General features: G+C 72.7%; 18 protein-coding genes. 11 read left to right on the forward strand and 7 right to left on the reverse strand.

Features of this window, described 5'->3' with window-relative positions; all coding sequences use genetic code 11:
* Positions 1–60 precede the first annotated feature (60 nt).
* On the forward strand, positions 61–1,068 hold the full coding sequence (argF, locus tag IE177_RS33300) for an ornithine carbamoyltransferase (RefSeq protein WP_190019212.1): 1,008 nt from the start codon (positions 61–63) through the stop codon (positions 1,066–1,068).
* A 98-nt stretch (positions 1,069–1,166) separates the two neighbouring features.
* Positions 1,167–2,612, forward strand: a complete 1,446-nt coding sequence (locus IE177_RS33305) for an amino acid permease (protein ID WP_190019213.1) — start codon at positions 1,167–1,169, stop codon at positions 2,610–2,612.
* Here the strand turns inward: IE177_RS33305 and IE177_RS33310 are convergent.
* The gene (locus IE177_RS33310) at positions 2,572–3,024 is read right to left on the reverse strand and encodes an ATP-binding protein (protein ID WP_190019214.1); all 453 of its coding nucleotides are present in this window, start codon (positions 3,022–3,024) and stop codon (positions 2,572–2,574) included. The genes IE177_RS33305 and IE177_RS33310 overlap by 41 nt on opposite strands.
* A 331-nt stretch (positions 3,025–3,355) precedes the next feature.
* On the opposite strand from IE177_RS33310, the gene IE177_RS33315 reads away from it, so the two are divergent.
* Complete coding sequence (locus IE177_RS33315; RefSeq protein WP_190019215.1) at positions 3,356–4,183, forward strand: enoyl-CoA hydratase family protein; 828 nt, start codon at positions 3,356–3,358, stop codon at positions 4,181–4,183.
* A gap of 2 nt (positions 4,184–4,185) precedes the next feature.
* Complete coding sequence (locus tag IE177_RS33320; protein ID WP_190019216.1) at positions 4,186–6,468, forward strand: bifunctional salicylyl-CoA 5-hydroxylase/oxidoreductase; 2,283 nt, start codon at positions 4,186–4,188, stop codon at positions 6,466–6,468.
* Positions 6,469–6,486: 18 nt separating this feature from the next.
* Here IE177_RS33320 and IE177_RS33325 read toward each other — a convergent pair whose 3' ends face one another.
* Complete coding sequence (locus IE177_RS33325) at positions 6,487–7,299, reverse strand: PaaX family transcriptional regulator (protein ID WP_190019217.1); 813 nt, start codon at positions 7,297–7,299, stop codon at positions 6,487–6,489.
* Between the two features lie 15 nt (positions 7,300–7,314).
* On the reverse strand, positions 7,315–9,012 hold the full coding sequence (locus IE177_RS33330; protein ID WP_190019235.1) for an AMP-binding protein: 1,698 nt from the start codon (positions 9,010–9,012) through the stop codon (positions 7,315–7,317).
* Between the two features lie 148 nt (positions 9,013–9,160).
* Here IE177_RS33330 and IE177_RS33335 point away from each other — a divergent pair, with 148 nt between their 5' ends.
* The 3 genes from IE177_RS33335 (at position 9,161) to IE177_RS33345 (ending at position 11,325) form a co-directional block, all read left to right on the forward strand.
* On the forward strand, positions 9,161–10,393 hold the full coding sequence (locus IE177_RS33335) for an acyl-CoA dehydrogenase family protein (protein WP_190019218.1): 1,233 nt from the start codon (positions 9,161–9,163) through the stop codon (positions 10,391–10,393).
* A complete protein-coding gene (locus IE177_RS33340; RefSeq protein WP_190019219.1) occupies positions 10,390–10,788 on the forward strand; it encodes a RidA family protein in 399 nt (132 codons plus the stop codon). Before IE177_RS33335 ends, IE177_RS33340 begins: the two co-directional genes overlap by 4 nt.
* Before the next feature lie 111 nt (positions 10,789–10,899).
* A complete protein-coding gene (locus IE177_RS33345) occupies positions 10,900–11,325 on the forward strand; it encodes a DUF6299 family protein (protein ID WP_190019220.1) in 426 nt (141 codons plus the stop codon).
* 66 nt (positions 11,326–11,391) lie between these two features.
* Here the strand turns inward: IE177_RS33345 and IE177_RS33350 are convergent, their stop codons facing one another.
* Complete coding sequence (locus tag IE177_RS33350) at positions 11,392–12,225, reverse strand: GntR family transcriptional regulator (protein ID WP_190019221.1); 834 nt, start codon at positions 12,223–12,225, stop codon at positions 11,392–11,394.
* A 302-nt stretch (positions 12,226–12,527) separates the two neighbouring features.
* On the opposite strand from IE177_RS33350, the gene IE177_RS33355 reads away from it, so the two are divergent.
* From IE177_RS33355 to IE177_RS33370, 4 genes are all read left to right on the forward strand, one after another.
* Complete coding sequence (locus IE177_RS33355; RefSeq protein ID WP_190019222.1) at positions 12,528–13,808, forward strand: extracellular solute-binding protein; 1,281 nt, start codon at positions 12,528–12,530, stop codon at positions 13,806–13,808.
* Positions 13,809–13,907: 99 nt separating this feature from the next.
* A complete protein-coding gene (locus tag IE177_RS33360) occupies positions 13,908–14,906 on the forward strand; it encodes a carbohydrate ABC transporter permease (protein ID WP_190019223.1) in 999 nt (332 codons plus the stop codon).
* Positions 14,903–15,733 (forward strand): carbohydrate ABC transporter permease, encoded by an 831-nt coding sequence (locus IE177_RS33365; RefSeq protein WP_190019224.1) that lies wholly within the window; start codon positions 14,903–14,905, stop codon positions 15,731–15,733. The genes IE177_RS33360 and IE177_RS33365 overlap by 4 nt, the downstream gene beginning before the upstream one ends.
* 7 nt (positions 15,734–15,740) lie before the next feature.
* Positions 15,741–17,252 carry a glycoside hydrolase family 3 protein gene (locus IE177_RS33370; protein WP_190019225.1) on the forward strand — a complete coding sequence of 504 codons (1,512 nt, stop codon included), beginning with the start codon at positions 15,741–15,743 and terminating at the stop codon, positions 17,250–17,252.
* Positions 17,253–17,322: 70 nt separating this feature from the next.
* On the opposite strand, the gene sbnA is transcribed toward IE177_RS33370, so the two are convergent.
* Genes sbnA through IE177_RS33385 form a run of 3 tightly spaced genes read right to left on the reverse strand, consistent with a single transcriptional unit; the run spans position 17,323 to position 20,462 of the window.
* The gene (gene sbnA / locus IE177_RS33375) at positions 17,323–18,348 is read right to left on the reverse strand and encodes a 2,3-diaminopropionate biosynthesis protein SbnA (protein WP_190019226.1); all 1,026 of its coding nucleotides are present in this window, start codon (positions 18,346–18,348) and stop codon (positions 17,323–17,325) included.
* 36 nt (positions 18,349–18,384) lie between these two features.
* Positions 18,385–19,455 (reverse strand): 2,3-diaminopropionate biosynthesis protein SbnB, encoded by a 1,071-nt coding sequence (gene sbnB / locus IE177_RS33380; RefSeq protein ID WP_190019227.1) that lies wholly within the window; start codon positions 19,453–19,455, stop codon positions 18,385–18,387.
* Complete coding sequence (locus tag IE177_RS33385) at positions 19,452–20,462, reverse strand: TauD/TfdA family dioxygenase (RefSeq protein ID WP_190019228.1); 1,011 nt, start codon at positions 20,460–20,462, stop codon at positions 19,452–19,454. Before IE177_RS33385 ends, sbnB begins: the two co-directional genes overlap by 4 nt.
* Positions 20,463–20,491: the final 29 nt, after the last annotated feature.

The following is a 20,491-nucleotide window of genomic DNA, read 5'->3' on the forward strand; positions in this document are numbered from 1 at the left end:
AATGCTGAAGGTCGTATAGAATTCCAGAGTCCCTTGCCGTCATACCTCTGGAGCGCCCCCATGGCGACAGTCCCGACCGCCCTCGCCGGCCGCCACTTCCTCAAGGAGCTGGACTTCACCGAGGCGGAGTTCCGTGGCCTGGTCGAGCTGGCCGCCGAGCTGAAGGCGGCCAGGAAGGCGGGCGCCGAGACGCAGTACCTGCGGGGCAGGAACATCGCGCTGATCTTCGAGAAGACCTCGACGCGCACCCGCTGCGCGTTCGAGGTCGCCGCGGCCGACCAGGGCGCCCGCACGACCTACCTCGACCCCTCGGGCTCGCAGATCGGCCACAAGGAGTCGGTGCGGGACACCGCGCGCGTCCTCGGCCGGATGTTCGACGGGATCGAGTACCGCGGGGACAGCCAGTCCGCCGTCGAGGAGCTGGCCGCCTGCGCCGGCGTCCCCGTCTACAACGGTCTCACCGACGACTGGCACCCCACCCAGATGCTCGCCGACGTGCTCACCATGACCGAGCACAGCGACAAGCCGCTGACCGGGATCACCTTCGCCTACCTCGGCGACGCCCGTTTCAACATGGGCAACTCCTACCTGGTCACCGGCGCGCTGCTCGGCATGGACGTGCGGATCGTCGCGCCGAAGGACTACTGGCCGGGCGAGGAGGTCGTCGACCGCGCCCGCGAGCTGGCCGGGGGCAGCGGCGCCCGCCTCACCCTCACCGAGGACGTCGCCGAGGGCGTCCGGGGCGCCGACTTCGTCGCCACCGACGTCTGGGTCTCCATGGGCGAGCCCAAGGAGGTCTGGGGCGAGCGCATCAAGGCCCTCGCGCCCTACGCCGTGACCATGGACGTGCTGCGCGCCACCGGCAACCCGGACGTGCGCTTCCTGCACTGCCTGCCGGCCTTCCACGACCTGGGCACCCGGGTCGGCCGCGAGATCCACGAGACGTACGGACTGGACTGCCTGGAGGTCACCGACGAGGTCTTCGAGTCGGAGCACTCGGTCGTCTTCGACGAGGCCGAGAACCGGCTGCACACCATCAAGGCCGTACTCGTCGCCACGCTGGCCTGATCCGCCTTATCCTGACCGGCGGCCCGGCACCACCCCGGCCGAGCCGCCGCCGCGACCCCACCCGGTCGCCCGCACCACCAGAAACGAGCACCACCCGCATGCCCGCTCCCCGTATCAAGTCACCGCAAGCGCTCGTCGCCGAGTCCGGCGCCGACCGTGAGGGACACGGCCTCAAGCGCACGATGGGCCTCTTCCAGCTCATCTGCTTCGGCGTCGGCGCCATCGTCGGCACCGGCATCTTCGTCGGCCTCTCCGACTCCGTCGCCCAGGCCGGTCCCGCCGTCGTCGTCTCCTTCGTCCTCGCCGCGCTCACCTGCGTCTTCACCGCCCTGTCCTTCGCCGAGCTGGGCGGCGCGATCCCGGTCTCCGGATCCTCCTACTCCTTCGCCTACGCGGGCCTCGGCGAGTCCACCGCCTTCCTGGTCGGCTGGTGCCTGCTGCTGGAGTACGGCATCTCCATCTCGGCCGTCGCCGTCGGCTGGAGCCAGTACGTCAACGAGCTGCTGCACAGCCTGACCGGCGGGCAGCTCCCGGCCGCGCTGTCCGCGGGGCCGGGTGACGGCGGCATCGTGAACCTCCCCGCCGTGATCGTCATCGCCATGGCCTCGGTGCTGCTGGTCCGCGGGGTGCGCGAGAGCGCCCGGGCCACCGCCGCCATGGCGGCCGTCAAGCTGGCCATCCTCCTCGCCTTCTGCGTCATCGGCTACAGCGCCTTCAAGGACGGCAACCTCACCCCGTTCTCCCCGGCCGGTCTCGGCGGCATCGGCGCGGGCACCACCGCCGCGTTCTTCTCCTACATCGGCTTCGACGCCATCACCACGGCCGGCGAGGAGGCCAAGAACCCCCGCCGCGACATCCCGGTCGCCATCATGGTCTGCATGGGCCTGGTCACCCTGCTGTACTGCGCGGTCGCGGTCGCCGCCATCGGCGCCATCGGCGGCGACCAGGTGGCCGGCCGGCCCGCCGCGCTGTCGTTCGTCGTCAACGAGGTCACCGGTTCCTCGGTCGGCGGCGGGGTCATCGCCTTCGGCGCCGTCGTCGCCATCGCGTCCGTGGTCCTCGCCGTGATGTACGGCCAGACCCGCATCCTGATGTCGATGTCCCGGGACGGCCTGATCCCGCGCGTCTTCGAGAAGGTCTCCCCGAGGACCTCCACGCCGGTGGCCGGCACGCTGATCGTCGCGGTCGTCTTCGCGGTCCCGGCGGCCTTCGCCTCCCTCGGCGCCGTCATGAACCTGTGCACCATCGGCACGCTCGCCGTCATGGCCGTCGTCAACATCGCGGTGATCGCCCTGCGCCGCCGCGAGCCGGGCCTCGCCCGCAGCTTCCGGGTGCCGCTCCACCCCCTGGGCCCGCTGCTCGGCGTCGCCTTCTGCCTCTACCTGATGTACGAGACCGGGTGGCGGACCTGGATCCAGTTCGCGGTGTTCCTCGCGGCGGGACTGCTGGTCTACGCCGCCTACGGACGCCGGCACTCCACGCTGGCCCGCACGGCCGCCGAGGTCACACCGGACGGCGCTGACCGGGAACCGCAGGCAGTCTGAACCACACCGCCTTGCCCGACGGGGTGGGGCGGTGACCGCAGGACGAGCTGAGGGCGCGGATCAGCAGCAGACCGCGCCCACCCTCCTGCCAGGGGTCGGGCTGCTCGATCACGGGCCGGGTCAGATGGCCGGGCGGCGCCGGGTCCGGGTCGTGCACCTCCACCTGGCAGCCGGTCGGCAGCAGCTCCACGACCAGCTCGATCGGGCCGCGCCCGGCGGTGTGCTCGACCGCGTTGGCGACCAGCTCCGCCGTGAGCAGCTCCGCGGTGTCGCGGTCCGCCGGATGCTCCACCTCGGTGAGGGCCGTGCGCACCAGGGCGCGCGCCGCGGGCACCGCCGCGGCGGTGTGGGGCAGCGCGAGGCGCCAGGAGGCCGGTCCGGCGGGGCGTTGGTGCAAGGCGAGTCCGTTCATGGAGCAGGCTGTCCTGCTTTCGACTGTAGAGATGGTACGGGCCCGGCCACGGACGGCCGTCGACGGGCTTCGCCCGGGACCCCGCGGCCCCGGTACCGGGCGGCCTACCCCGCCCGGCGGCCCCCCTCGCGCGGCCGTGCCCACTGTTACCGCGCTGTCGACGACCGGTGACCCTCGTGACCGGACCCGGCCGGCCGGGTCCCATCTGTCGCGCACTCATGACGACGGTCACAAATGAGTGATAGCTTCGTCGGGTAGAGCACTGTGAGGCACCACCCACCGCGACGTGGGGCGCCGCCGCCCCGGCAGGCCCCGCAGGGAGGCCGCACGCATGAGTCCCTTCACCGGCTCCGCCGCCCGCACCTCCGACTGGGAGCACCTGCGGGTCCGGCTCACCGACGGGGTCGCCACCGTCACCCTCGCCCGCCCCGACCGGCTCAACGCCCTCACCTTCGGCGCCTACGCCGACCTGCGCGACCTGCTCGCCGAGCTGTCCCGGGAGCGCTCGGTGCGCGCCCTGGTGCTGGCCGGCGAGGGGCGCGGCTTCTGCTCCGGCGGCGACGTCGACGAGATCATCGGCGCCACCCTGTCCATGGACACCGCCCAGCTGCTGGACTTCAACCGGATGACCGGCCAGGTGGTGCGGGCGCTCCGCGAGTGCCCGTTCCCGGTGGTCGCCGCCGTGCACGGCGTGGCGGCCGGCGCGGGAGCCGTCCTCGCCCTGGCGGCCGACTTCCGGGTCGCCGGCCCCTCGGCCCGCTTCGCCTTCCTCTTCACGCGCGTCGGCCTCTCCGGCGGCGACATGGGCGCGGCCTACCTGCTGCCCCGGATCGTCGGCCTCGGCCACGCCACCCGCCTGCTCATGCTCGGTGAGCCGGTCCGCGCCCCCGAGGCGGAGCGCATCGGCCTGATCAGCGAGCTGACGCAGGAGGGCGGGACGGACCGGGCGGCCCAGGAGCTGGCCCGCCGGCTGGCCGACGGCCCCGCCCTCGCGTACGCCCAGACCAAGGCCCTGCTGACGGCCGAGCTGGACATGCCCCTGGCGGCGTCGGTGGAGCTGGACGCCTCGACCCAGGCCCTGCTGATGAACGGCGAGGACTACGCGGAGTTCCACGCGGCCTTCACGGAGAAGCGCCCGCCCAAGTGGCGGGGGCGGTGACCATGCCGGCCCGCCCCCTGCGCGTGGCCGTGGTCGGCGGCGGCCCGGGCGGTCTCTACGCCGCGGCCCTGCTCAAACGCCTCGACCCCGAGCGGCACGTCACCGTCTGGGAGCGCAACCCCCCCGACGAGACGTTCGGCTTCGGCGTGGTCCTCTCCGACGAGACCCTCGGCGGCATCGAGCACGCCGACCCCGTGGTCCACGCGGCCCTGAGCGAGGACTTCGTCCGCTGGGACGACATCGACATCGTGCACCGGGGCGTCCGGCACCGCTCGGGCGGCCACGGCTTCGCCGCGCTGGGGCGGCACCGCCTCCTGGAGATCCTGCACGAGCGCTGCCGCTCCCTGGGCGTGGACCTCCGCTTCCGGACCCGGGCCCCGGACACCGCCGGCCTCGCGGCACACCACGACCTCGTCATCGCCGCCGACGGGGTCCACAGCACCACCCGTGAGACCCATGCCGCCGTCTTCCGCCCCCGGGTGACCGAACACCGCTGCCGCTACATCTGGCTCGCCGCCGACTTCGCCTTCGACGCCTTCCGCTTCGACATCGCCGAGACCGGGCACGGCGTGATGCAGCTCCACGGATACCCCTATGCGGCCGACGCCTCCACCGTCATCGTCGAGATGCGCGAGGAGGTCTGGCGCGCGGCCGGCTTCGACGAACTCGGCGTGCGGGAGTCCGTCGAGCGCTGCGCGAAGATCTTCTCGGAGGCACTGCGCGGCCGGCCCCTGCGGTCCGGGAACTCGGCCTGGACGACCTTCCGCACGGTGGCCAACGAGCGCTGGTCGCACGGCAACGTCGTGCTCCTGGGCGACGCCGCGCACACCGCCCACTTCTCCATCGGCTCCGGCACCAAGCTCGCGGTGGAGGACGCGCTGGCCCTGGCCGCCTGCCTGGAGGAGCGGCCGGACGTGGCGACGGCGCTGGCGGCCTACGAGGAGGAGCGCAGACCTGTCGTCGCCTCCACACAGCGGGCCGCGCGGGCCAGCCTGGAGTGGTTCGAGAACCTGGGACTGTATCTCGGCCTGCCGTCCCGGCAGTTCGCGTTCAACCTGCTCACCCGCAGCCGCCGGGTCACCCACGACAACCTGCGGTTGCGCGACGCCCGCTTCACCGGTGCCGTGGAGCGGGAGTTCGGCTGCCCGCCCGGCACGCCCCCCATGTTCACCCCGTTCCGGCTGCGCGGCCTGACCCTGCGCAACCGGGTCGTCGTCTCGCCGATGGACATGTACTCCGCCACGGACGGCGTCCCCGGCGACTTCCACCTCGTCCACCTGGGCGCCCGGGCGCTCGGCGGCGCCGGTCTGGTGATGACCGAGATGGTGTGCGTCAGCGAGCGGGGCCGCATCACCCCGGGCTGCACCGGCCTCTACACCGGCCGGCAGGCCGAGGCCTGGCGGCGGATCACCGACTTCGTGCACACCCGGGCACCCGGCACGGCGATCGGCGTGCAGCTCGGGCACTCCGGCCGCAAGGGCTCCACGAAGCTGATGTGGGAGGGCATGGACGAACCGCTGCCCGACGCCAACTGGCCGCTGGTCGCCGCCTCCCCGCTGCCGTACAAGCCGGGCGGCCAGACCCCGCGCCGGCTCACCCGGGCCCAGCTGACCGACATCCGCGAGCAGTTCACGACGGCTGCCGAACGGGCCGCACGGGCCGGGTTCGACCTGCTCGAACTGCACTGCGCCCACGGCTACCTGCTCTCCGGCTTCCTCTCCCCGCTCACCAACCTGCGCACCGACGCCTACGGGGGCTCCCTGGAACGACGGCTGAGGTTCCCGCTGGAGGTCTTCGAAGCCGTGCGCGCGGTGTGGCCGGCGGAACGGCCGATGACCGTGCGCATCTCCGCCACCGACTGGGCCGGGGGCGGCACGACCGCCGAGGACGCCGTCGGGATCGCCCGCGCCTTCGCCGCGCACGGCGCGGACGCGATCGACGTCTCGACCGGGCAGGTGGTGGCCGAGGAGCGACCGGAGTTCGGGCGGTCGTACCAGACGCCGTTCGCCGACCGCATCCGGCACGAGGCCCGCGTCCCCGTGATCGCGGTCGGCGCGATCTCCTCCTGGGACGACGTCAACTCCCTGATCCTGGCCGGGCGGACGGACCTGTGCGCACTGGGCCGCCCGCACCTCTACGACCCGAACTGGACCCTGCACGCGGCGGCCGAGCAGGGGTACGAGGGCCCGGGCGCCGGCTGGCCCGACCCGTACCGCGCGGGCAGCCGCCGCCCGCGGACCGGACGTACGGACGCCCCCAAGCCCCGCCTGAGGCTCGGCGGTTGAGACCGGCGGGAGCCGGCGTCACACCCCCGCGAACTCCGCGCCGGCGTCCCGCAGCCGCTCGTGCAGGGACTGGAAGACCTGGGCCGAGCGGACCCCCGGCCAGCCGGCCGGCAGGAGGCGGGCGGGCAGGCCCGGGTCGGTGTAGGGGAGGTGGCGCCAGGAGTCCAGGGCGAGGAGGTAGTCGCGGTACGCCTCCTCGGGCGGGGTGCCCGGGCGGTGCTGCCAGGAGTCCAGGACCGGGGCGTGCGCGTCCAGGAAGCGTTCGTGCTCCTTGGCGATCGCCGCCAGGTCCCACCAGCGGGCGACCGCGTCGGCCGTGGGCGCGAAGCCCAGGTGCTCGCCGCGGAAGAAGTCCACGTACGGGTCCAGGCGCAGCCGGCGCAGCGTGTGCCGCGTCTCCTCGTACAGCCGGGCCGGGGCGATCCACACCCCGGGCGCGGCCGTGCCGAAGCCCAGGCCCGCCAGCCGGGACCGCAGGACGTGCCGCTTCTGCCGTTCCGACTCGGGGACGGAGAAGACCGCGAGCACCCAGCCCTCGTCCCGCGGCGGCACCGTGGCGTAGATGCGGCGGTCGCCGTCGTCCAGCAACTGACGGGCCTCGGGCGAGAGTTCGTAACCCGCGGCGCCGGAGGGCGTGCGGGCCGGCAGCAGCAGACCACGGCGTTTGAGCCGGGACACCGAGGAGCGTACCGAGGGCGCGTCCACCCCGACCGCGGCCAGGAGCCGGATCAGCTCGGCGACGGGCATCGGGCCGGGCAGGAAGCGGCCGTACGCGCCGTAGAGCGTGACGATGAGGGACCTGGGGGCGTGCTGCTCGGACACGTTGATCATGTTAGTTCGTCGGCATCAGCGCCGGTCACCCGCGGTGCGCAGCCGGAACCGCTGCAGCTTGCCGGTGGCCGTGCGGGGAAGCGCGTCGAGGAAGACGAACTCGCGCGGGCACTTGTACGGCGCCAGCTCGGACGTGAGGAACGCGCGGAGGGCCTCGGGGTCGCGCGCGGCCCCGTCGCGCAGCACCGTGTACGCCACCGCGACCTGGCCGCGCGCCTCGTCGGGGCGGCCCACGACCGCCGTCTCCACCACGTCCGGGTGGCGCAGCAGCGCGTCCTCGACCTCGGGTCCGGCGATGTTGTACCCGGCCGAGATGATCATGTCGTCGGCGCGCGACACGTAGCGGAACCAGCCGTCGGGTTCGCGGACGTAGGTGTCGCCGGTGACGTTCCAGCCGTCGCGCACGTAGTCGCGCTGCCGCGGGTCGGCGAGGTAGCGGCAGCCCACCGGCCCGCGCACGGCCAGCAGCCCCGGCTCGCCGTCGGGCACCGGCACGCCGTCCGCGTCCTGTATGCGCGCCTGCCAGCCCGGCACCGGCACGCCCGTGGTGCCCGGCCTGATCGACTCGTCGGCGGCGGAGACGAAGATGTGCAGCAGTTCGGTGGCGCCGATGCCGTTGATGACGCGCAGGCCCGTGCGCTCGTGCCAGGCCCGCCAGGTGGCCGCGGGCAGGTTCTCGCCCGCCGAGACGCAGCGCCGCAGGGACGACAGGTCGTGCCCGTCCAGCCCCTCCAGCATGGCGCGGTACGCGGTGGGGGCCGTGAACAGCACCGAGACCCGGTGGCGGGCGATCGCGGGGAGCAGTTGCCGGGGACCGGCCTGCTCCAGGAGGAGGGCGCTCGCGCCGGCCCGCAGCGGGAAGACCACCAGCCCGCCGAGTCCGAAGGTGAAGCCGAGCGGGGGGCTGCCCGCGAACACGTCGTCCGCGTGGGGGCGCAGCACGTGCCGGGAGAAGGTGTCGGCGACGGCGAGGACGTCCCGGTGGAAGTGCACGCACCCCTTCGGGCGGCCCGTGGTGCCGGAGGTGAACGCGATCAGGGCGACGTCGTCGGCCGCGGTGTCCACGGCCGGGTACGGGGTGACGGGTGCCGGCCGGCCCAGGAGGTCGTCGGGCGCGCCGCCGCCGTACGTCGTGATCCGCAGCCCGGGTACCCCGGCCTTCGCCAGGTCGTCCACCGACCGGACGTCGCACAGCGCGTGCCGGACCCGCGCGATCTCGCACATGGCCGCCAGCTCGTGCGGGCGCTGCTGGGCCAGCACGGTGACCGCGACCGCGCCCGCCTTCAGCACCGCCAGCCAGCAGGCGGCCAGCCAGGGCGTGGTCGGGCCGCGCAGCAGCACCCGGTTGCCGGGGACCACGCCCAGGTCGCCGGTGAGGACGTGCGCGATCCGGTCGACGTGGCCGCGCAGCTCCCCGTAGGTCCAGGTGGGGCCGGCCGGGGTGTGGAAGACCGGGCGGGCCGGATCGGGGCCGGCCAGCAGCTCCGAGGCGCAGTTCAGCCGGTCGGGGTAGCGCAGCTCCGGCAGGTCGAACCGCAGCTCGGGCCACTCGTCGGGCGGGGGCAGGTGGTCGCGCGCGAAGGTGTCGACGTGGGCCGAGAGGTGCATGGCGGTTCGCCCCCTTGCCGTGACAAGCGTCGAGACGGGCGTCGTGGTGGGCACCGGCGTCCTGGGTGGCTCGCGCCAACGAGCGTATCGTGTCGGTGACGGCAGTCAACCGCACGCGATAGCGTCGACGGGGCGGCGTCTTTCCGGTCCGGCCGTGCCGGCCGGGGGCCGTGGTGACGGACCGGGCCGAGGTGGTCCGGTCCGGCAGGCGACGGGCAGGCCGTGGTGGCCGCCCGCGGAGGGAGGAACGGCAGTGCCCGCATTCTCGCTCGAACCGCAGCAGGCCGCCTGGTGCGCCGAGTTGCGCACCCTGGCCGCCGAACGGCTGCGTCCGGTCGCCGACAAGGGCGAAGCGGGGCGCGTCGACCGGCCGCTCCTCGCCGAACTCGGCCGGCTCGGGCTGCTCGCGCGGCTGTTCACCTCCGGCGCGTTGGACCTGTGCCTGATGCGGGAGTCGCTGGCCCAGACCTGCACCGAGGCCGAGACCGCCCTCGCCCTGCAGGGCCTGGGCGCCCATCCGGTGCACGCCCACGGCACCCCGGCCCAGCGCGAGCACTGGCTGCCCCGGGTCGCCGACGGCACGGCGGTCGCCGCCTTCGCGCTGAGCGAGCCCGGGGCCGGCTCGGACGCGGCGGCGCTGTCCCTCGCGGCCGAGCCCGACGGCGGCGGCTGCTGGCGGCTCACCGGTGCCAAGTGCTGGATCTCCAACGCCCCCGAGGCCGACTTCTACACCGTCTTCGCCCGCACCACTCCCGGCGCCGGCGCGCGCGGCGTGACCGCCTTCCTCGTCCCCGCCGACCGGCCCGGACTCACCGGCACCGCGCTGGAGATGCTCTCACCGCACCCCATCGGCGCCCTCGACTTCGACGGCGTGCCGGTCACCGCCGCCGACGTCCTCGGCGGGATGGACCGCGGCTTCGCCGTCGCCATGGGCACCCTCAACCTCTTCCGCCCGAGCGTCGGCGCCTTCGCGGTCGGCATGGCCCAGGCGGCACTCGACGCCACCCTCGCCCACACGCGCCGGCGCGAGGCGTTCCAGGGCACCTTGAAGGACCTCCAGGCCGTCTCCCACCAGGTCGCCGAGATGGCCCTGCGCACGGAGGCGGCCCGTCTGATGGTCTACGCGGCGGCGTCGGCGTACGACGAGGGCGCCGCCGACGTCCCGAAGCGCGCCGCGATGGCCAAGCTGCTCGCCACCGAGACCGCGCAGTACGTCGTCGACACGGCCGTCCAGCTGCACGGCGCCCGCGCCCTGCGCCGCGGCCACCTCCTCGAACACCTCTACCGCGAGGTGCGTGCGCCCCGCGTCTACGAGGGCGCCAGCGAGGTGCAACGGGGCATCATCGCCAAGGAGTTGTACGCCGAGCCCCCGGCCGCCGCCCTCGCGGAGACTCAGGCCGCCGCCCTTGCCGAGCCCCCGGCCGCCGGCCTCTACGGGACCCCGGACGTCACGCCCCTCGCGACCCACGACCAGGAGGCCCGGTGACGACCGAGCGCGTCAACCCGCCGCAGCTGTCCCCGCCCACGGGCTTCACCCACGCCGTCGTCGCGACCGGCTCCCGCGTGGTCTTCCTCGCTGGCCAGACCGCGCTGGACGCCGACGGCAAGGTCACCGGCGGCACGCTCCCCGAGCAGTTCGAGAAGGCCCTCGGCAACCTCCTCGCCGCACTGCGCGCGGCCGGCGGCACCCCCGCCGACCTCGCCCGGGTCACCGTCTACGCCACGGACGTCGCCGCCTACCGCGCCCAGGCCTGCCGGCTGGGGCGCATCTGGCGCGACCTGGCAGGCCGCGACTATCCCGCCATGGCGGTCGTGGAGGTCGTACGACTGTGGGACGAACAGGCGCTGGTGGAGCTGGACGGGTTCGCCGTACTGACGTAGGGCCTGCCGGACGGCTCCACGACGCGCCACCGATGGAGTACGGTCACGCCTCCCGGCGCGGGCGCCCGGTACCAGTGGAGCCCCGTTCCACGAAACCGGGAGGTAACCCCCATGCGTGTACGCCCCGCGCTCGCCGCGGTCCTCGGCGCCGCCGCCCTGCTCTGCGCCGCCGTCGGTACGGCCGGCGCCGACCCTGCCGAGAGCATCACCGTCGACTCCACCGGGGTGATCGCGCCCGACGGCACGGTCGTCCTGTCGGGCACCTACCGCTGCGCCGCCGGCACCGGACCGGTGCTCGTCAGCGCCTCGGTCAGCCAGAGCGACCCGCTCCACAAGTACCCCGTCGGCGGCAGCGAGGCCCGGTGCGACGGCGCCGAACACCGCTGGCAGAACACCGGGAAGGTCTTCCCGGAGGCGCTCGGCGCGGGACCGGCGCACGTGGAGGCCACGCTCATGGAGCTGCGCCCGTCGGGCATCGTGCCGCTGCCCGCCTTCCACGCCGTCACCGAACAGGACATCGCGCTCGGCCAGGAGTGACGGCGGGAGCCCACCCCCGGCAACGCGCGCGTCCGGCCCCTGCCGACCGGGGCCGGGCGCACGCGTTCAGGCCGGGCCGAGGCCGTCCGGACCGGGTGGGGGGAGGCTGCCGCGCCGCACCAGGGCGGGGGACAGGCGCGGGCCCGGCCGGTGCAGCGCGGCCACGAACTTGTAGCGGGAGCCCCGGTACACCGAGCGCACCCACTCCACCGGCGTGCCCTGCGCGTCCCGCGAGTGCCGGGACAGCAGCAGCATCGGCAGCCCCACGTCGGTGCCGAGCAGTTGCGCCTCGCGCGGGGTCGACAGCGAGGTCTCGATGGTCTCGTCGGCCTCCGCGAGGTGGACGCCGTACACCTCGGCGAGCGCCGTGTAGAGCGACGGACACGTGGTCAGGCACCGGCGCAGACCGGGGAAGCGCCGTACGGACAGGTGGGTCGTCTCGATCGCCATCGGGTCGCCGCCGGCCAGCCGCAGCCGCTCGACGCGCAGCACCCGCTCGCCGGTGGCGATGCCGAGCAGCCCCGCGAGCTTCTCGTCCGCCGGGACCTCGCCGACGTCCAGCATCTGCGAGCCCGGCGTCAGGCCCTGGGCGCGCATGTCCTCGGTGTGCGAGGTGAGCTGGAGGGTGCGGTACAGCTTCGGCTGGGCGACGAAGGTTCCCTTGCCCTGGATCCGGTCGAGGCGGCCTTCACCGACGAGTTCCTGGAGCGCCTGGCGGACGGTGGTCCGGGAGGTGTCGAACCGGACGGCGAGCAGGCGTTCCGCGGGCATGGCCGAGCCGGGCTGCAGCGCCTCGGCCATGCTGAGCAGCCGCTGCTTGATCCGGTAGTACTTCGGCACGCGCGCGGTGCGGCCGGACGCCCCCCTGTGCGGCTGGGCGCTGCTGACGTCGGTGGTCATGCCTGCCTTCCCGGCTGTGTCGATGGGCTCCCGTTATAGCGACCAACTGCCCTATGGTCTAGTCCAACTGAACCGCCCGGGCGAATGGTGCGGAATGCGGACGGACGCGCTCCGGTGACTTTCTCGTAACGGCCGGGACCGGCTTTCCGGACCACCCTTGACACTCAAAAAGGTCTAGGCCAAGCTCCACCGTACTGGTCTACACCATTAGTGGCCAGGTCCCGAGCCCTACGTGCAACAGCGTCGTGCGCAGGTCACCGCAGAGGGCGTGGGGGGTTAGTGGCATCCCTGAGGAGGGTGACGTGAAGCGCAAGCTTGCGGCCGCGATCGTGATCGCGGGCATGATGGTCTCCGTGTCGGCGTGCGGCGGGGACGACGGCGACGACAGCGGCAAGAACGCGGGACCGGACAGCTTCAAGGGCCAGACGCTCACGGTCTGGGCCATGGACGGCTCGACGCCGGACCAGTGGGTCAAGGACGTGACGGCCGCGTTCGAGAAGAAGACCGGCGCCAAGCTGAAGTTCGAGACGCAGAAGTGGGACGGGATCCAGCAGAAGATCACCACGGCGCTCTCCGAGTCCAACCCGCCGGACGTGCTGGAGGTCGGCAACACCCAGACCCCCGCCTACGCGGCCACCGGCGGCCTCGCGGACCTGAGCGACCTCAAGCAGCAGATCGGCACCGACTGGACACCGTCGGTCTCGCAGTCCTCCGTCTACGAGGGCAAGCAGTACGCCGCTCCCTGGTACTTCGCCAACCGCGTGGTCATCTACAACAAGAAGATCTGGGCCAAGGCCGGCATCAAGGACACCCCGAAGACCCGGGACGAGTTCTTCAAGGACCTCGACACCATCGGCAAGAAGACCGACGCCGAGCCGATCTACCTGCCCGGCCAGAACTGGTACTTCTTCGACGGCCTGACCATCGGCCAGGGCGCCGACCTGGTGAAGAAGGACGGCGACAAGTACGTCTCCAACCTCGCCGACGCGAAGGTCGCCAAGGCCATGGAGATCTACAAGAAGTACGCCTCCTACTCCAAGGCCCCCAAGGACAAGGACGAGGCCACCCCGCAGCAGGCGGAGATCTTCGCCAAGGGCAAGACCGGCGCCTTCATCGGCATGGGCTGGGAGGCCGGCACCGCCGTCCAGGCCAACAAGGCCATCGAGAAGGACCTCGGCTACTTCACCATCCCCGGTGAGACCGCCGACAAGCCCGAGAGCGTCTTCCTCGGCGGCTCCAACCTCGCCGTCGCGCAGGGCAGCAAGAAGCAGGCCCTGGCCGAGGAGTTCCTGAAGATCGCCCTGTCCGACCAGTACGAGGGCGAACTGGCCAAGCTCAACGGCGTCATCCCGAACAAGAAGTCGCTGGAGACCAACCTCAAGGGCAACGCCGTCGCAGAGGCCGCCGCTCCGGGCGCCGCGGTCGGCGGCACCACCCCGCTGATCCCCGAGTGGGGCGCGGTGGAGAACGCCCCGAACCCGATCAAGTCCTACATGACGGCCGTGCTCAACGGTAAGTCCCCGGCGGACGCCGCCAAGCAGGTCGAGGGCGAGATCAACAAGCGCCTGGCCCAGCAGAACTAGACCCGTGCCGGGGGCGCCGCGCGGCGCCCCCGGCCCACGCCTGCGCCGTGCCACGGGCACGGCCATGGTTTCGTACGGCCACGGAAGAGATGGCAACTCATGTCAGTGCAGACCCGAGGCACGGACACGGCCGGGGAGCCCGCTGTCCGCAAGGCCCCGGTGCCGGCCCCGCCGCGAGGCGGCGACCGCACCCCCGGGGCCCCGTCCCGGCGGCACGCCGCCGCCCCCTACCTGCTCCTGCTGCCCGCACTGCTGGCCACCGTGGTGCTGCTCGGCTGGCCCCTGGTCAAGAACGGCCTGCTGTCGTTCCAGAACCTCAACCCGCGCCAGCTCATCCAGCACCTCACCGAGTGGAACGGCGTCGACAACTACCGCGAGGTGCTGACCGGCCAGGACTTCTGGCACGTCGTCGAGCGCACCGTCGTCTTCACCGCCGTCAACGTCGTACTGATCATGGCGGTCGGCACCCTGGTCGGGCTGCTGCTGGCCCGGCTCGGCAAGAGGATGCGGCTGCTGCTGATGGTGGGCCTGGTCCTGGCCTGGGCGATGCCCTACGTCGCCGCCACCACCGTCTACCAGTGGCTGTTCGCCCAGCGCTTCGGTGTCGTCAACTGGGTCCTGGACAGGCTCGGCTGGCACTCCATGGCCGACTACAACTGGCTGGGCACCCAGACCTCCACGTACTTCGTGATCATCCTGCTGCTCGTGTGGCAGTCGGTCCCGTTCGTCGCGATCAACCTGTACGCCGCCACCACCACCATCCCCAAGGAGCTGTACGAGGCCGCGTCCCTGGACGGCGCCGGCGGCTGGAAGAGCTTCACCTCGGTGACCCTGCCCTTCCTGCGGCCCTTCCTCTACGCCACGACCTTCCTCGAAGTCATCTGGATCTTCAAGGCGTTCACCCAGGTCTTCGCGATCAACGAGGGCGGCCCCGACCGGCTCACCGAGACCCTGCCGGTCTACGCATACGTCGAGGGCGTCGGCAACCAGCACTTCGGTGTCGGTGCCGCGATCTCCTTCCTCACCATCGTGGCGCTCCTCGTCATCACCTCGTACTACCTCCGCATGGTGCTCAAGCAAGAGGAGGACGAGCTGTGAAGCGCTCGATCTTCGGCCGCTTCTGGCCCAACGCGACCGCCGTCATCCTCTTCGCCGGCTTCGCGTTCCCCGTGTACTGGATGTTCGCCACGGCCTTCAAGCCGACCGGCGACATCATCGCCGAGAACCCGGTGTGGTTCCCGACCGACGTCACCTTCAGCCACTTCAAGAAGGCGGTCGACGCCGACCACTTCTGGACGCTGGTCGTCAACTCCGTGACCGTCACGGTCCTGTCGGTCGTCTTCTCCCTCGTCATCGCCCTGTTCGCGGCCTTCGCGCTCGCCCGGATGCGGTTCCGGGGCCGGCGCGGGCTCATCGTGACGTTCATGCTGGCGCAGATGGCCCCCTGGGAGGTCATGATCATCGCCATCTACATGCTCGTCCGCGACAACGACATGCTCAACAGCCTGGTCCCGCTCACCGTCTTCTACACGGTGATGGTGCTCCCGCTGACCGTCCTGACGCTGCGCGGCTACGTGGCCGCCGTGCCCAAGGACCTGGAGGAGGCGGCCATGGTCGACGGCTGCACCCGCGGGCAGGCCTTCGTGCGCGTCATCTTCCCGCTGCTGGCCCCCGGTCTGATGGCGACCTCGCTGTTCGGGTTCATCACCGCCTGGAACGAGTTCCCGCTCGTCCTGATCCTCAACAAGGACGTCGAGAAGCAGACGCTGCCGCTGTGGCTGTCGCAGTTCCAGACCGCCTTCGGGGACGACTGGGGGGCCACGATGGCCGCCTCGTCCCTGTTCGCGCTGCCCATCCTGATCGTCTTCATCCTCCTGCAACGCAAGGCTGTCAGCGGTCTGACCGACGGCGCCGTGAAGGGATGACCGGCCGATGACCACACTCGCCACCACCGCGTCCGGCAGCGGTTCCGCCGCGGGCGACAGCCTCACCCGCGACGCCCTCGCGGTGCTGCAGCCGGGCTTCGACGGCACCACCGCGCCCGACTGGGTGCGCCGCCGCATCGGCGAAGGCCTCGCCTCCGTCGCCCTGTTCGGCCGTAACGTCGTCAGCGAGGACCAGGTCACCGCGCTCACCGCCCAGCTGCGGGCGGAGCGGGACGATCTGCTGGTCGCCATCGACGAGGAGAGCGGCGACGTCACACGCCTGGACGTGCGCACCGGCTCCGCCTTCCCCGGCAACCACGCCCTCGGCGCCGTCGACGACCCCGCCCTCACCCGGGCCGTCGCCCGCGAGCTGGGCCGGCGCCTGGCGGCCTGCGGCGTCAACTTCGACTGGGCGCCCTCCGCCGACGTCAACGCCAACCCCGACAACCCCGTGATCGGCGTCCGCTCCTTCGGCGCGAGCACCGACCTGGTCGCCCGGCACACCGCCGCGTGGGTCGAGGGCCTGCAGTCCACCGGTGTCGCCGCGTGCACCAAGCACTTCCCGGGCCACGGCGACACCAACGTCGACTCCCACCACGCCGTACCGCGCATCGACGTCGACGCCGACACCCTCCACGAGCGCGAACTGCCGCCCTTCCGGGCGGCGATCGCCGCCGGCACCCGGGCCGTCATGAGCGCGCACATCCTCGTGCCCGCCCTCGACCCCGACCGCCCCGGCACCCTCTCCCGCCGCATCCTCACCGAACTGCTGCGCGAGGAACTCGGCTACCAGGGCCTGATCGTCACCGACGGCATGGAGATGCGCGCCATCTCCGGCACCTACGGCCTGGAGCACGGCGTCGTCCTCGCGATCGCGGCCGGCGCCGACGCCATCTGCGTGGGCGGCGGACTGTGCGACGAGGGCACCGTGCTCGGCCTGCGCGACGCGCTCGTGGCCGCCGTACGCTCCGGTGACCTGCCCGAGGAACGGCTCGCCGACGCCGCCGCCCGGGTGCGCCGGCTGGCCCGCTGGACCGCCGGGGCACGCGAGCGGGCGGACCACACCGAGCCGGATCCGGCGATCGGCCTGGTCGCGGCCCGCCGCGCCCTCACCGTGACCCGCACCGGCGCCGCCGCGCCCGTCACCGGACCGGTGTTCGTCGCCCGGTTCGCCCCGGAGGCCAACATCGCCGTCGGCGACGAGACCCCGTGGGGCGTGGCCGCCGAGCTGCAACGGCTGCTGCCCGGAACCGCCGCCGGCTCCTTCACCGGCTCCGGAGCGGGCACCGAGGCCCTCGCCGCCGCCGACGGGCGCCGGATCGTCGCCGTGGTCCGCGACGAACACCGGCACGACTGGATGCGCGCCGCCCTCGACACCCTGCTCGCCGCCCGGCCCGACACCGTCGTGGTCGAGATGGGCCTGCCCCAGGCACCGCCGCGCGGCACCCCGCACATCGCCACCTACGGCGCCGCCCGGGTCTGCGGGACGGCGGCGGCCGAGGCCGTCGTCGCCGGCTGACCGACCGGCCCACCGGCCGCCCGCCCCTCCCCGCGGGCGGCCTCCTCCTTCCCGCCCGTCGCCGACGCCGTCACGGTCTTCGCCGGCGGCCCGGCCCCCGGGACGCCGGCTTGGCCTGCCGGGTGAGCGTGCTCACCTCCTCGGCGTCGAGTACGTGCTCGCCGTACAGGTCCTGCAGCCAGTTGGTCTGGTAGACGGTGTCCAGGTAGCGCTCGCCGAGGTCCGGCGCGATGGCCACCGCGGTCAGGCCGCGTGTGTCGTGCCGGGCCAGCCAGTCCGTGGCACCGCTGACCACCGTGCCCGTGGAACCGCCGAACAGGAAGCCGTGCCGGGCCATGCGGTGGCACGTGCGGATGGTGTCCGTCTCCTCCACCCGCAGCACCTCGTCCACGTAGGACTCGTCGAGCAGCGGCGGACGCATGCTCATGCCCAGGCCGGGGATCATCCGGCGGCCCGGTTCGCCGCCGAACGCCACCGAGCCCACGCTGTCCACGGCGACGATCCGCACCGGCCGCCGCCACTCGCGGAACCAGCGGGCGCAGCCCATCAGCGTTCCCGTGGTGCCCGCCCCGACGAACAGGACGTCCAGTTCCGGGAACTGGGCGGCGATCTCCGGGGCCGTCGTCCGGTAGTGCGCCCGCCAGTTGCCCGCGTTGGTGTACTGACTGAGCCACACGTACCGGGGGTCGGAGGCGCACAGCCCACGGACGTAGTCGATCCGCTTGCCCAGGAAACCGCCGTTGGAGTCCAGGTCGGCGACGATGTGCACCTCGCTGCCGAGGGCCTCCATCAGCAGCCTGGTCGACAGGTTGCAGCGGGAGTCCGTCACACACAGGAACCGGTATCCCTTGCTCGCGGCGATCACGCTGAGTGCGACGCCCAGGTTCCCGGACGAGGACTCGACGAGGACGGAGTCCGGCGTCAGGGCGCCGTCCCGCTCGGCGCTCTCCACCATCTCGTTCGCGGCCTTCAGCTTGATGGAACCGGCGAAGTTGAAGCCCTCGCACTTCAGGAAGAGGGGCTGGCCGCAGACCGACTCGAGGTCGACGAAGAGGCGCCCCTCGTTGAAGGCGTAGGGAGCGGATATGACAGGCACGGCGGACCTCCTGGTGCCGGGCGGAGGAGAACGGCCTCAGCCGTACCGGCGCAGTTCGTGGAAGAAGTCGTCGATGAGGTGCAGGTGCCCCGCCCGGGCCACCTCGTCGTAGACGTATGTGCCGACGGCGAGATCGAGCACGCCCAGTCCGAAGGGCGAGAAGACCACCGTGCGGTCGGCCGGGGGCGCGGCCCGCCCGAGCATCACGTCGTTCAGGGTCCCGTTCAGGAAGTCACGGTTCCCGGTGAGCTGTTCGACGAGGTGGGGGGAGGTGTCGGCCTTCAGGCAGTGCTCGACGTCGTCGACGAAGTTGGCCGAGTCGAGCAGGATCTCGGGGGCGAGGTCCCGCAGGGACACGTGCAGGACCAGGGGGTGGTGGGCGAACCAGGACGGGTCGGTGACGTGCGGCCGGCCGGCGACGGTGGCGAAGACCACCAGATCGCTGGAGCGGACCAGGTCCCCGGCGCTGTCGTGGACGGTGACCTCCGCCTCGGCGCCGGTCTGGCGCAGGTAGTCGCCGAAGCCGGTGGCGCTGCCCGCGGACACGTCGTGCACGCCGATCGCGTCGAAGTCCCAGCCCGTGCGGTGCAGGAAGGTGTGGATGTAGCGGGCGATCAGGCCGGTGCCGAAGAAACCGACCCGGCGGGGGCGGGGCCGGCCGCGGCTGAGGCAGTCGGCCGCCAGCGCCGCGGACGCCGCGGTCCTGGTCGCGCTGATGACGGAGCTCTCCAGGCAGGCGAACGGGTAGCCCGTGTCGTGGTCGTTGAGGATCAGCACCGCGGAGGCCCGCGGCAGCCCGGCGTCCACGTTCTCCGGGAAACTGGAGATCCACTTCACGCCGTCCACGCCGACCGGGCCGCCGAGGGAGGCGGGCAGCGCGATGATCCGTGCCGTGGGCCGGTCGGGGAAACGCAGGAAGTACGACGGCGGGTTGACCGTGTCCCCCGCGCCGTGCAGCCGGTAGGTGGCGGCGACCAGCTCCACGAGCTCCCGTTCCCGCCCGCTCAGGGCCTGCTGCACCTGCCGGCCGGAGATGACGGCGAACGAGGGCACCGGGGCCCCCTCGGGCCGGGCGGGCCGGGCCGTGGTCTGCAGCACGTCGGTCATCGTTCGCTCGCCTCCACCGCCGGGCAGTCGTCGGCGGGCCGCCGGGGCTCGGCCATGCCGACCAGCACCTGCCGGTCCCCGGTGTACGGCTCCCTGCTGTGCGCGGTACGGATGTTGTCCACGAGCAGCAGGTCACCGGCCTGCCACGGCTCACGTCGGGTGTGCTCCTCGTAGGTGCCGTTGAGTACCTGGACGACGTCCTCGCCGATGGGACTGCCGTCCCCGTAGCGGGTGTTGAAGGGCAGCCCGTCCTCGCCGTACTCGTCGACCAGGTACTCGCGCACCTCCGGGGCCAGCGTCCACTCGTTGAGGAAGGCGATCTGGTTGAACCAGCAGCGCCGTCCCGTGAGCGGGTGCCGCACGACGGCGCTGCGGCGCTGCTCGGTACGGAGCGAACCGTCCGGCCGCCAGGTGAAGTCGATGGCGTGCGCCCGGCAGTAGCGCTCGATCTCGGCGCGGTCGTCGGTACCGAAGGACTCCGCCAGCGACGCCCCGATCTCGTCGTTGTAGCTGCGGGTCAGCAGCCAGCCCTCGCGCTCGAACCGTTCGGTCAGCCCGGTGGGCAGCGCCCGCAGGACCTGCTCGGCGTCGGCCACCGCGGTGGCCCCGCCCTGGCCGGGCGCGGTCAGGCACGCGAACAGCATCAGTCCGGGGACCTCCAGCCGGTAACTCAGCTCGTGGTGCATGCACATCGGCTGGTTGGCCGGCCAGGCCGTGGAGGAGTACAGCCCCTCTGCGTGGGCCTCCCGCGGCGCGAAGGCCTCCCGCTCCGCCATCAGCCCGCTCCCGCCGGCCAGCCGCGCGAAGGCGGCGCCGACCTGGTCCGCGTCGCGCAGTCCGAGACCCCGGACGAGCAGCGCCCCGTGCTCGGCGACCTGCGCGCGCAGCGCCTCGCGGCACTCGGCCGCCCACCTCGGCACGTCATCGGGCGGATCGACGTCCAGCGTCGCGGGTCTGTCCGGGCGCAGCGTCACGTCGAGCGGTGCTGCCAGGGATGAGGACGGCATCTCGGTTTCCTTTCGGTCGCCCCCTCGAT

The sequence above is a fragment of the Streptomyces lucensis JCM 4490 genome (assembly GCF_014650035.1).
GTDB classification, from domain to species: domain Bacteria; phylum Actinomycetota; class Actinomycetes; order Streptomycetales; family Streptomycetaceae; genus Streptomyces; species Streptomyces lucensis.

Coding starts and splice junctions, on each gene's coding strand:
- argF (WP_190019212.1), top strand. CDS start 61: ATGGCGACAGTCCCGACCGCCCTCGCCGGCCGCCACTTCCTCAAGGAG.
- IE177_RS33305 (WP_190019213.1), top strand. CDS start 1,167: ATGCCCGCTCCCCGTATCAAGTCACCGCAAGCGCTCGTCGCCGAGTCC.
- IE177_RS33310 (WP_190019214.1), bottom strand. CDS start 3,024: ATGAACGGACTCGCCTTGCACCAACGCCCCGCCGGACCGGCCTCCTGG.
- IE177_RS33315 (WP_190019215.1), top strand. CDS start 3,356: ATGAGTCCCTTCACCGGCTCCGCCGCCCGCACCTCCGACTGGGAGCAC.
- IE177_RS33320 (WP_190019216.1), top strand. CDS start 4,186: ATGCCGGCCCGCCCCCTGCGCGTGGCCGTGGTCGGCGGCGGCCCGGGC.
- IE177_RS33325 (WP_190019217.1), bottom strand. CDS start 7,299: ATGATCAACGTGTCCGAGCAGCACGCCCCCAGGTCCCTCATCGTCACG.
- IE177_RS33345 (WP_190019220.1), top strand. CDS start 10,900: ATGCGTGTACGCCCCGCGCTCGCCGCGGTCCTCGGCGCCGCCGCCCTG.
- IE177_RS33350 (WP_190019221.1), bottom strand. CDS start 12,225: ATGACCACCGACGTCAGCAGCGCCCAGCCGCACAGGGGGGCGTCCGGC.
- IE177_RS33360 (WP_190019223.1), top strand. CDS start 13,908: ATGTCAGTGCAGACCCGAGGCACGGACACGGCCGGGGAGCCCGCTGTC.
- IE177_RS33370 (WP_190019225.1), top strand. CDS start 15,741: ATGACCACACTCGCCACCACCGCGTCCGGCAGCGGTTCCGCCGCGGGC.
- sbnB (WP_190019227.1), bottom strand. CDS start 19,455: ATGACCGACGTGCTGCAGACCACGGCCCGGCCCGCCCGGCCCGAGGGG.
- IE177_RS33385 (WP_190019228.1), bottom strand. CDS start 20,462: ATGCCGTCCTCATCCCTGGCAGCACCGCTCGACGTGACGCTGCGCCCG.